7 protein-coding genes, 7 pseudogenes and 2 other annotated features are annotated in these 10,864 nt (G+C 58.0%); of the genes and pseudogenes, 5 read left to right on the top strand and 9 right to left on the bottom strand.

The window, feature by feature from the left end; translation table 11 throughout:
* Positions 1 to 80: 80 nt before the first annotated feature.
* Positions 81 to 416 (top strand): annotated as a pseudogene (locus WS68_RS02065) (transposase); the annotation flags it as partial.
* A gap of 16 nt (positions 417 to 432) precedes the next feature.
* Here the strand turns inward: WS68_RS02065 and WS68_RS27175 are convergent.
* The 8 genes and pseudogenes from WS68_RS27175 to WS68_RS02010 form a co-directional block, all read right to left on the bottom strand.
* Positions 433 to 950: pseudogene (locus WS68_RS27175) on the bottom strand (transposase); the annotation flags it as partial.
* 84 nt (positions 951 to 1,034) lie between these two features.
* A pseudogene (locus WS68_RS28660) lies at positions 1,035 to 1,662 on the bottom strand (transposase); the annotation flags it as partial.
* Positions 1,235 to 1,351: a sequence feature (AL1L pseudoknot), on the bottom strand. (Overlaps the previous pseudogene by 117 nt.)
* Before the next feature lie 129 nt (positions 1,663 to 1,791).
* Positions 1,792 to 2,646 carry an ATP-binding protein gene (locus WS68_RS02040; RefSeq protein ID WP_231752928.1) on the bottom strand — a complete coding sequence of 285 codons (855 nt, stop codon included), beginning with the start codon at positions 2,644 to 2,646 and terminating at the stop codon, positions 1,792 to 1,794.
* A 2-nt stretch (positions 2,647 to 2,648) separates the two neighbouring features.
* Positions 2,649 to 4,481 carry an integrase gene (locus WS68_RS02035; protein ID WP_231752927.1) on the bottom strand — a complete coding sequence of 611 codons (1,833 nt, stop codon included), beginning with the start codon at positions 4,479 to 4,481 and terminating at the stop codon, positions 2,649 to 2,651.
* Positions 4,482 to 4,591: 110 nt separating this feature from the next.
* Positions 4,592 to 5,242: a hypothetical protein gene (locus WS68_RS02030; RefSeq protein ID WP_059569226.1), complete on the bottom strand. Its 651-nt coding sequence runs from the start codon at positions 5,240 to 5,242 to the stop codon at positions 4,592 to 4,594.
* A gap of 162 nt (positions 5,243 to 5,404) precedes the next feature.
* A pseudogene (locus tag WS68_RS28195) lies at positions 5,405 to 5,642 on the bottom strand (IS6 family transposase); the annotation flags it as partial.
* A gap of 41 nt (positions 5,643 to 5,683) precedes the next feature.
* Positions 5,684 to 6,207, bottom strand: a pseudogene (locus WS68_RS02015) (transposase); the annotation flags it as partial.
* Positions 5,780 to 5,896, bottom strand: a sequence feature (AL1L pseudoknot). Its footprint overlaps the pseudogene before it by 117 nt.
* 178 nt (positions 6,208 to 6,385) lie before the next feature.
* Complete coding sequence (locus WS68_RS02010; protein ID WP_082709761.1) at positions 6,386 to 8,629, bottom strand: hypothetical protein; 2,244 nt, start codon at positions 8,627 to 8,629, stop codon at positions 6,386 to 6,388.
* A gap of 291 nt (positions 8,630 to 8,920) precedes the next feature.
* On the opposite strand from WS68_RS02010, the pseudogene WS68_RS02005 reads away from it, so the two are divergent.
* From WS68_RS02005 to WS68_RS01995, 4 genes and pseudogenes are all read left to right on the top strand, one after another.
* Positions 8,921 to 9,656, top strand: a pseudogene (locus WS68_RS02005) (IS6 family transposase).
* 95 nt (positions 9,657 to 9,751) lie between these two features.
* On the top strand, positions 9,752 to 9,907 hold the full coding sequence (locus WS68_RS27170; RefSeq protein WP_156429311.1) for a hypothetical protein: 156 nt from the start codon (positions 9,752 to 9,754) through the stop codon (positions 9,905 to 9,907).
* A 35-nt stretch (positions 9,908 to 9,942) separates the two neighbouring features.
* Positions 9,943 to 10,212 (top strand): ribbon-helix-helix domain-containing protein, encoded by a 270-nt coding sequence (locus tag WS68_RS02000; RefSeq protein WP_059569222.1) that lies wholly within the window; start codon positions 9,943 to 9,945, stop codon positions 10,210 to 10,212.
* Positions 10,212 to 10,532, top strand: coding sequence for a type II toxin-antitoxin system RelE/ParE family toxin (locus WS68_RS01995; RefSeq protein WP_059569221.1), 321 nt, complete (start codon positions 10,212 to 10,214; stop codon positions 10,530 to 10,532). Before WS68_RS02000 ends, WS68_RS01995 begins: the two co-directional genes overlap by 1 nt.
* A gap of 163 nt (positions 10,533 to 10,695) precedes the next feature.
* On the opposite strand, the pseudogene WS68_RS28190 reads toward WS68_RS01995, so the two are convergent.
* A pseudogene (locus tag WS68_RS28190) lies at positions 10,696 to 10,864 on the bottom strand (IS481 family transposase); the annotation flags it as partial.

Here is a 10,864-nt window from a genome sequence, read left to right as displayed (position 1 = left end):
GCAGCAAGGCGCATCGGTGAGGGCTCAGTTCTTCGAAGTCGACCATTCTACTGGCCCTCCACTAATGCGACAGAACCGCGCTGGATACGTTCGATACGAGCCCGTGGGGTACGAAATATCCCCCGATTGCCGCACTCTGGCGCAGGGCTTGGGATCAGGTGATTCCGTTCTATGCCTTCGCGCCCGACATCCGGAAAATTGTATATACGACCAACGCGATCGAGTCGCTGCACATGCAGCTTCGCAAGGTCATCAAGGCGCGCGGCCACTTCCCCTCGGATGAGGCCGCACTCAAACTGATCTGGCTGGTGCTGCGCAACGTCGTGGCCAAATGGACCGGTTCCCGGCACGATTGGAAGAGCGCGATGACTCAGTTCGTGCTGCTTTACCCGGAACGATTCAACATTGGAATCTGAATCTCAACCCGCCTCACACACGGAATTTCGGATACCTCCTCACACGCCAACCTTCACGCTTGAGCAGCACGTGCACGCGCCGGTAGCCATATCGAACGCGTGTCTGTGCGATCTCGCGCATGCGTTGACGCAGTGCCGTCTGCGGGTCCTTGACGCTGCGATAGTAGTGGGTGCTGCGAGCTTGCTTGACCAGCCGGCACGCCCGCTGCGACGGAAGACCGTAGTGATCCACGATGTAGCTCACTGTCTGTCTCTTCAGCGCGGGCGCGGCCACTTTTTTGTGGCGATATCCTGCAGGATGGCCTTGTCCAGACTCAGTTCCGCGACCAGCTTCTTGAGCCGTTCGTTCTCATCCTGGAGTTGCTTCAGTTCGCGGACCTGGTTCGACTCCAGGCCCGCGTACTGCTTCTTCCATCGGTAATACGTCTGCTCTGATATCCCGAGCTGCCGAACCAGATCTGCCACCGGCATGCCCAGCTCAGCCTGTTTGAGCGCGGCCACGATCTGCTCCACCGAGTATTGCTTGCGCTTCATCGCCAACCTCCCGTTCCTATTGGGAAAATTGCCTCCGAAACACTAACACTCATTTGTGTCCAGGATTTCTAGAGCAGATCACTTGCGCATCAGCCGTTCAACCGTGCAGCGGGCCACCTCGAATCTTTCGCGCTTGAGCTGCTTCCACACCTTGTCGGCGCCGTAGACTTTGAAGTTCCGTCGTAGACGCGCTGGCTCTCGGGACTGAGCTCGGCGTCACGCCGGGCACGGGCCGACTGCCTGAGCGAATCGGCTCGCTGCTCTGCGCGCCGGAAGTACGTCGACGGCGCGATCGACAGCACCCTGCAGATCGACTCGACACCGTGCGATGCGCGCTGCTCGTCGATGAACGAGACCATCATTTCGGTCGGCGGTCGAGTTCCGCCTGCGCGAAATACGCGGATGCCTTGCGCAGTATTTCATTGACCTGCCGAAGTTCGCGGACCTCGCGCTCCAGTTCCTTGATCCGCTCGCGCTCCTGCGTGGTCGGCCCCGGCCGTGTCCCGCGATCCCGCTCGGCCTGGCGCACCCAGTTGCGCAACGATTCCGCCGAACAGCCGAGCTTCGCAGCAATCGAGCGAATCGCCGTCCACTGGCTCTCGTACTCGTGTTGGTGGTCGAACACCATGCGCACGCCACGCTCACGCATCTCCGGTGCGTACTTCGGCTGCGCCTTCTTCTTTATATTGCTTTCGGGTTTTAAGGTCTCCATGACCTCATTCTCTCAAAGATTGAGGTCTCCGAAAAACCCGGGCCGATTCACAACGCCCGGTGACAGCATCTTGCGTGAAATACGTTCCTTCTTCACCGGGGTGTCTGACAGATTTTTCATCCGCGAATCTTACCCTATCACGCTATCGCGACAGAACCCAAAGAATTGCATCGGGATTTCCAGTTCGCCCACCAATTGGGCGCGTTTGTGAGCATCGTCGAATGCTTCCCACATCGCGCTACCTTCGGTGGCGAGACGCATCCCGGCACCATAGGCTCGGGGGAAAAAGAAGCGCGTATGATTCCAGCCCGAGTTTTCTAGATATTCGCCTTGATCGTAGCCTTGCAGGCAGACTGAACATTCATGTGCCGAACGCACGCCGTGAAAGGGTAATTCTTCGGTCAGAAAACGCGCGACAATCTGTTCCTCGCCCTCGCGCTGGAGGACACTTTTTCGGGAACGCAGCGCCGGCTGACCGACGAACACGGTGACGACGCGTACGCCCTCGAGTTCGAGCTCATCGTGGATGTCGCGTAACCACTCGAACTCGGAATAGGTCAGGTGCTGGGCTTCGTCAAGGAAAACGAGGATGATGTTGCTGTTCGCCTGATCAGCAATTTCGAGTAGGCGTTGCACCAGCCGTTGTCTCAACTGAGTCGGGTCACGCCCGGAACTTGCCTTGTGGCGAGCCATCGTCAGCAAAGCACTGAAGAAGGCCGTCTCCGTTGAGCTGCGTTTGTGCTGGCAGCGCATGCGCAGAATCGGCAGGGAGGGACGTTGTACCCCGAGCAGGGCCTCGAGAAACAAGATTGCATAGGTCTTTCCGATGCGCGATCGAGCATACACCATTGCTCCCGTGCGCAACGTCAGGCAGCGCAACAACAGCGTGTAGAATTCCGCGATCGATGGCGTCGGGATGCGATATTTGGACAGCACGACCGGATGTTCTGCGATCGGCAAAGGCCGTAGAGAATCGGTCGCCATGATCAACGAAAGATCTGTCCCTTGCCGAGCTGGGATAAGCTTACAGCGGAGAGTTGGTCTACTACTTCTGTAGAGCTCGGTACCGTAGCACCTTCTTGTCGCCTGTCGCGCTGGTCTATGGCACGCTCGGCTTCGGCGACGCGATGGGACATTCGACGTTGTCTCGTACGAGATTTACGTCGTTGATATTTGAGGTAGGCGTCAACGGGGTCAGCATGTTCACCGTAGTCGATTTCCTTGCGTCGTTTCAGTCGAAGAATCTCTTGACGAAGGCGCAGCGAGTGAGGCGTCTGGTCCCACGGTCTTGCTGCTCGGAGTGGGCCGATTTCCTCGCCGCTTTCGAGAAAGGCCGTCACGACGCGCATGTCTTCAGGATCGAAATATATTCGCAGCGGCTTGCCAATCTGACGGGACGCTGCACCGAGCACGCTGCTGGAATACCGAACGCCATACAGGCTGATATAGGGCCGCACACCGCGGCGTAGATTGCCCCGAACGACAGCGGGATGAACCGGCTGCAGCAGCATCAGATTTTTCCGGTAGCGTTCGGCAAGCGTGCGCCACAGCGCGCCGGGCTTCTGCGCGAAATGCTGCATCATTTCGAGGGGGGAACGCCCTCCCAGGCCGTCATGCGGCGCACCGTTGTAATTCGCAAAACTGACTTCGAGTAGTTCGTCCAGTTCTTCGCTGGTGACCAGCAGGCTGAGCTTGTCCTCGGGATCAGACAAGAATCGTCGCACATCTTGAGGCCCCTTTCCTGTCGTGCCGGGAAGGCGATGCGACAGCGTGCTGCCGACTGTCCCGAAAAATCGTTCGATATAGGGACGCTCGTTGGGCTCCGCGTAGGGGCCGGCGTCGATGTGACTGCCGACCATGTCGCATACGGTCGCGAGCGTTTCTCCAGCTAGGTGACTGCGCGCGTTGTCGTAGCGCAGCCAGTCCCACGTTGCATACTCGGTTTGACGCACGGCGTCACTGACGAAACCCGCGCGTGTATCGTAACGTAATCCGGCAATCGAGAAGGCCGTTCGCTTTCGGCGGGGCTGCAGGGCATTTTGTATCGCCTTGATGACGTCATGGCGGTTGTATTCGGTGGCCAATGCGAGGTGCCAACCCAGTACCGCCCGGGTGCACACATCGAGGACAACGAGTAGCCACACACGTTCAAGTTCGACATCCTTTTTCAATCCGATTGGATCGGTGACGCAAATGCGTAATCGGATATCCAGTTTATGGCCGTCGAACTCAACGACTTCGAACGGACGGGTGACTATTGGTCGCGATGGCTGATCCAACGGCGGACGTGGAGCCTGAACGTGTTGGGCGCCGGCAACTTGCGCGCTCTGTGCGAACGTGCGGTTTGCCACCAGACGACGAATGGCGGCGGACAGACTACGAATGCCCTGCAGATCCTGATTGAAGGGGTAGTGCTTGCTCGAGAGATTCAGCTCGCGGCAATGGTTGAGAAATTCCCGGTGTGTTGCGCGCAGGCCGCGCAGTTCCCCGCGCGCTCCGAAGTAAACTTTGCCGAGCTGAATCTGGCGTTGCAGGAACATCGTCAGCACTTCATACCGTTCGAGCAGTTGGGCCATTGCTCCCGCTGCGCCGCCGCGCTTGCCCGGTCGGCTGGGTTGCGTGGGCTTAGTGCGCATATAGTCGCGCGTGCGCACGTGAGGAATCAGTGCACGAAAGCCCTGTATACGGCCGTCCACATGCGGCGCGGCACATCGGGCCAGTAGCAGATACAACTGCGCACGCCGGATACCGGTTGCGCTTTCAACGAGCGCGAAGCTCTGACCTTGCACGTACTGACGGATCGCTTGTTCGCGCCGCAAGAATAGCGCGCGTCTCGGTTCCGGGAGTGCTGATGGGTCGACTGTCGGCCAACAGTGCAGATCGTGCAGTTCGGGGGCTAGCGCTTGACGGGTTAGGCCGGTCGCATGCTTCACGATGTCCCCTGCGCAACCATGGCCTGCTTGAAGCGCGTATGCTTGCTGAGCACGTCGACACGCAGATCTGGACTCGTCAGTCGGCCCCGCCGAGTTAGATCAAAGACTGCGGTGCGGGTCAGCATGGGATCGGCAGGCAGGGCGTCATGCTCGATGGTGTATAGCGGTTTCAATGAGGCAAGACTCTGCTCGACGCGCTCGAAAAGATCGTGCGCGACGAATCGTGCGTTGCTGGTGATGTACGGCAACATCCGCAGCCAGTTGTCGATCCACTGTCGATGCGGGGTTATTGCCTCGGCTGTCACAGTCGTGATCGGCAATGGATCGAGGATCTCCCGCTCTCGAGAACCAACTGCGGTGAGGGACATGGCGTTCAGAACAACAAACTCGTTCGCGCCGTCCCGATGAAGCACAAAATCCGCGATACGAGGTTTCTCATCAATCAGGATGAAGCCCGGGTATTCGCAGAATGTCGGGACCGTCGCATGGGATTCGATCATGGCCCAGAAGTCGACGGCCTGTTGAGAATACAGTACGACGCGTCGCGACAGCTTGGGGCTCCAGACATGGAACTGATGCAGCCATTTCGATCGCTGGATGGTGATCGGCTGGAAGGCAAAGCGCTCGTCCCGACGAGAATCTTCCACCGCCACCTCCTCGCAAAGTTCCGACTTTACTTCTCGACATCAACAAGATCCGAGTTTAGTTCGCATCGGTGGAAAGTAAAGTCAAATACGCGGAGAGGTCGCCTCATGGAATCACGCGGGCTTATTTGGGGACATATGTCGCGACTTTACTTCGGCTGACGGATGCCACTTGTCACCGCGCCCCGTCGCCGTCGAACGTCCGCTTCGCGATCGACAGACCGAATGTCGTCGCCCAGCAGCGCACCGTTTCGTACGAGAGATCGATACCGCGCGCGGCCAGTAACTCCTCAACCATGCGCAGGCTCAACGGAAAACGGTAGTACAACCAAACGGCGTAACAGATGATGTCAGGCGGAAACCGGTAGCCCTTGAACGAAACCGGCGCCTCGGCCGGCGGCAGAACGGCGATAGAAGCTTTCTTCATGCCCCATTATATTCGCCAACTTCGGGAACAACCTGACAGTACCCGTCACGCCGGGCACGGCTCGATTGCCTGGAAGGATCGGTGCGCTGGTCGGCGCGCCGAAAGTACGTCGACGGCGCGATCGGCAGCACCCGGCAGATCGACTCGACGCCGTGCGACGCCCGCTGCTCGTCGATGAACGACACCATCATTTCGGTCGGCGGTCGAGCTCCGCCTGCGCGAAATACGCGGACGCCTTGCGCAGGATCTCGTTGACCTGCCGCAACTCACGGTTCTCCCGCTCCAGCTCCTTCAGCCGCTCCAGTTCGGCTGTCGTGGCGCCGGCGCGCTGGCCCCGATCCTTCTGCTCCTGCCGAACCCATTTGCGTAGCGTCTCCGGCGTGCAGCCGACTTTCGCCGCGATCGAGCTGATGGCCGCCCATTCCGATTCGTACTCCCGCAGGTGGTCCAACACCATCCGCACGGCGCGTGCGCGCATCTCCGCCGAGTATTTCGGTTGGGCCTTCTTTTTTACATTGCTTTCAGGTTTTAAGGTTTCCATGACCCCATTCTCTCAAAGGTTGAGGTCTCCGAAAAACCCGGGCCGATTCACTCGTTTTTCCATGCCCCTCACATGAGGGGCGATTTCCAGATTTCAAGATCAACTATTTCGAATCAATAACAAGGCATTTTTTCGGATACCAGGCCTAGCCGTCGTGATGAAGCCGTCTCCCTGATGGTCAGCTTCCGGCCTTCACAATCGAAAAATTGTCGAATTGAACCGGGGAGTAGCTCGACAACAGCGCGCCCATACCCGCCGTCAAAGTCGACACAGTCGGTGCCTTGGCTACGATGACACCGTCGATCGACGCGTAAACCATCCCGTTGCTGAAGACGAGCTTAAGGGAATGCCAATTTGTCGCCGCGCTGCCCAACTTTCCGCTGGCGACCGATTGTCGTGACGTGTCCGTAGAGACAAGTTCCCACATTCCGGAGCCAGTAATCTTCAGTTCATAACCCACATACCCTGTATAGTTACCACCCTTCCGACCAACGTGCGCGTGGCCTCCGAGCGAACCATAAGTGTCGATTTGCGTATCGGGGAGCCTGACATCGACGCTGTACGTCGCGTCATTGGTTTGCCGATCGCCCACCAGCATATAAGGATCGACGTTGGCCGCATAAATCCAGCGAATCGGGTTAGGAGCCGCGACTTGCGTCATGCAATTCCCCGCTCGACCAGCTGCACACGGCTGGATCGCGTAGGCACCCTGAAGCGGAGCGAAGTAGCCAATGTTCGTCTCGTCAACCGCATACGAGTCGAAATTATCCGCGTAATTGGCGGGAAATGCCGCACTCGGAGGGGAGGTATTGACGTCGGTCCCCTTGGCACGACCTGAGAGGCTCGAAATAGTCACGATGGAATGTGGCTGGACCGTTACAGTGATACCGTCTTGATCTTCTGAGAATGAGCCGACGTTCTCAAAATATTTCTTCGTATCGTCGCTGCTGCTGAATACGGTGAAATTGTTGTTCTTAAACCCGTCTTCAAAATCCAGATGAATTTTCTGGGCGGTGGTCGCGTCGGTCGTTTCAATAACCGACGTCCAATCTTGCGAAGCCCCAGTCCCGCTTCGATAACTTACGATGCTTCCGCCTTTCGGAAGGCGCTTCGTTGCCGATCCGACGTACTGCCAGCCGACTTCGGTGAACTGCGTGGTATGGGCCATCGACCAGAACGGTGCGTCATAGATCGTGTAGTGACCGGACCACGGCTCTTCCGCGTACAGCGCCATCTGCGGCGGGCTGGGATTTTCGCTATGCTCCATATACTCCATGTTCGGGTATGCGGCGCCGACCAACGTCCAGTTCATGATCAAGGTTGTTCCGAACCCGATATACCTGAAATTGTATTGCCGTGTTAGCGAGCCCGGTGCCGGCACGAGCGATTGGAAATCCGTATCCTCCGACGCCCAATACTTCATGCCCAGTTTCTTGATTGTGCTGCTTCTGGAATCAGTCTTATCCCAAGTAAGGGGTACCTTCCAACCTCCCGGATAATGTATCCCAACCGCGTACAAATCCCCGACCGGTTGCCGACTCAGAACCGATGCCGTCGCGCCGTCCTCGCCGTCGTAGCCGACGACCTTGACGTCGTTGAGGCCAGCGGTATTCAACGTATTGCGGAGATCGCTGATGTTATCCTGGTCGTTAAATTGATTATGCGCGGCGTTGACACCTTGGGCGCAGTTTTGTTCGTTTTGGCCAGCCGAAATATAATCAACTTTTACACCAGCCTGGCTTTTCATCAACTGAATCCACTTAACGAGGTACTCGTTGTCCGCCTTCGAACACAGGCCACCGATCCAACGTGGCGCTCCCCATTGCAATCCCCATATCTTGATTTTGGGATTGCGTTTGAGTGCCTCCTGTGCCACCCACGCTTCATACCCGTTCATGACATTTGGTTTGTCAGTCGCCGTGTGCTGATACGCACTTTCAGAATCAACCGTCGTATTCGAATCGCCACCGATTTCGAGCTTCAGGACTTGCACTGCCTGTCCATAGTTTGGCTTGAAAAGATAGTCGAGAATCTGGCTTCGCTGCGGCTCCGGATAGGCATGAAGCAACGGCGCGCTGTCGACGATGCCGCCGATTCCATCGAATACCTCGTCCTTTGTCGAATTCGCCAACTTCAGAACAACATCCGGATTGGTGGGGTTCGTTCCGACCTGAACGGTCGTGTTGCCACCTATTTTTGGAAACGAAGTAACGACGCCACCAGCGCCCCCCGTTGGTGTTCCCGTTGGTGTACTGGCTGGTGTATTTGGCACCGATATGCCGCTCCCCGCCACCGAGGAAGCGCTCGATGCCGAAGAGGCTGCAGAGACCGGCGATCCGTCGTCTCCACCACATCCGGCAACGCTGAGGGCGATTCCATACATGACCGTCCACCGCATTGCGGCAGATTTCTTCTTGTTCATTGTTTGTGTCTCCAAGACATGTCTTTTACCAACTTAGTGCTTGGCTAGGCTAACGGTGAGATACCAGTAAGGTCAAAATTTCGGACAAGATTCCAATTTGTGGAACATGACCTTTTCAATAATCAATTAATTTAACATGAATCGGCCCGGGTTTTTCGGAGACCTCAACCTTTGAGAGAATGGGGTCATGGAAACCTTAAAACCTGAAAGCAATGTAAAAAAGAAGGCCCAACCGAAATACTCGGCGGGGTACTGTCAGGTTGTTCCCGAAGTTGGCGAATATAATGGGGCATGAAGAAAGCTTCTATCGCCGTTCTGCCGCCGGCCGAGGCGCCGGTTTCGTTCAAGGGCTACCGGTTTCCGCCTGACATCATCTGTTACGCCGTTTGGTTGTACTACCGTTTTCCGTTGAGCCTGCGCATGGTTGAGGAGTTACTGGCCGCGCGCGGTATCGATCTCTCGTACGAAACGGTGCGCTGCTGGGCGACGACATTCGGTCTGTCGATCGCGAAGCGGACGTTCGACGGCGACGGGGCGCGGTGACAAGTGGCATCTGGACGAAGTGGTCGTGACGATCAACGGCCGCAAGCACTGGCTGTGGCGGGCCGTCGATCAGCACGGCGCGGTGCTCGATGTGCTGGTGCAGCGCCGCCGTGACACGACAGGAGCCAAACGGTTGATGCACAAGTTGCTCAGGCGCCACGGCTGCCCGCGCGTGATCGTAACGGACAAGCTGCGCAGTTACGCGGCCGCGAACCATGAACTGGGTCTGAACGTCGAGCATCGGCAGCACAAGGGATTGAACAACCGGGCGGAAAATTCGCACCAGCCGACCCGGGTGCGCGAGAAGGTGATGCGGCGGTTCAAATCGGCGCGCCAGTTGCAACGATTTTGTTCGGTCCATGGACAGGTTTCGAATCTGTTCATGGGGTGCCGCTACAATCGGAGCGTGCAGTGCAAACGCGAGGCACGTGCCCAGGCCTTCACGGCTTGGGAGAGGGCTGCATGCGCCCGGATGCCGGCGTAAGCCGATCGATACCCGCCTCACTCGTCCTTGCTTTCCGGCCGCCAAACAACCTGACAGTACCTTGCCAACATATCCGTGCTCCAAGGGGATACCCCTTGGAGAACCCGGCCGGCTTCGCCGGCGATGTCGCCGCGCGCTTCGCGCGCGTCAACGTTGTGCCTGCACGACAGCGCGTCGTGGTACGCCGGCACCGGGCCAGCGCCGGCATGCGCGTCGATGGCTCGCGTGACGATCTCGGCGCATTGGAGTAGGATTTAATCTCATCCGCTATGTCGAGAGGATCGCCATGCGAACCACCCAACAATTGAGCATTACGCTGCCAAACGAGATGGCGCGAAGCGTTCGGCAACGCGTCGAAAGCGGTGCCTACGCGTCCGAGTCGGAAGTGATTCGGGACGCGTTGCGGGCGTTGGCCGCCCGCGATCGGGCTATCGACGACTGGCTGCACGGCGCGGTGCTGCCGGCGGCGGACGCGCTTGAGGCAGATCCGTCGACTGCGCTGTCGGCCGCTGACGTGCGTGCGTCGCTGGCCCAGCGGCGGAAGGCTGCCCGCTGATGCCCGAGCGTTACCGCGTGGTGTTTTCGCCCGAGGTGAGCGACCAGCTGGCCGACCTTGAAGAAGCGATCGCATCCACTGGGCGTCCGGCCACCGCGCAAACCTACGTCGACGCACTCGTGACGTTCTGTGAGCAGCTCGACCAGTTCCCGCATCGCGGCGTCGCGCGTGATGACCTGCTCGACGGGCTGCGGGTGACGCATTACCGCGGCCGCACCGTGATCGCATACCGCGTGGTTGGCGACCTGGTCGCGATTCTTGGCGTCTACTATGGCGGCCAGGACTATGAGTCGAGCTTGCGGCCGGAGGACTACGACTGACCTGCCCGACATCAATCGTTACGTCGATCATGCTGCGGAGCGATCATCATCGACTCGGCCCGCGCATTTTATGTTCAGATAAAAATAAACTCACGCAATAGATTTAATTTGTATTAGCCGGGACTTGATCTGACAGGTAGTCGGGCCGACAAAGTACGAGTCATCAATGGGGGATGAGTTTCTCCTTGGCGAGATCGAGCGAATCGAGGAAAGTGCGCATCGGCGTCTTGCCGTAACACCAGCGCCCCTGATGCTCTCGTTCATTGTTGTACTGGTCGAGCCACGCATCAAGGTCCGTCTGCAAGGTGGCGATCGAGTCGTAGATCTTCTTG

Origin of the sequence: Burkholderia sp. TSV86 (assembly GCF_001522865.1) — a bacterium.
Classification (GTDB): domain Bacteria; phylum Pseudomonadota; class Gammaproteobacteria; order Burkholderiales; family Burkholderiaceae; genus Burkholderia.
Note: the sequence above shows the minus strand (reverse complement) of the source record. Positions and strands in the feature narration are given on the sequence as shown.

Bases quoted from the DNA above. Each gene is read 5' to 3' on its own strand.
- WS68_RS01995 (WP_059569221.1), top strand. From the start codon at position 10,212: ATGCCCGAGCGTTACCGCGTGGTGTTTTCGCCCGAGGTGAGCGACCAG.
- WS68_RS02000 (WP_059569222.1), top strand. From the start codon at position 9,943: ATGCGAACCACCCAACAATTGAGCATTACGCTGCCAAACGAGATGGCG.
- WS68_RS02040 (WP_231752928.1), bottom strand. From the start codon at position 2,646: ATGGCGACCGATTCTCTACGGCCTTTGCCGATCGCAGAACATCCGGTC.
- WS68_RS02010 (WP_082709761.1), bottom strand. From the start codon at position 8,629: ATGAACAAGAAGAAATCTGCCGCAATGCGGTGGACGGTCATGTATGGA.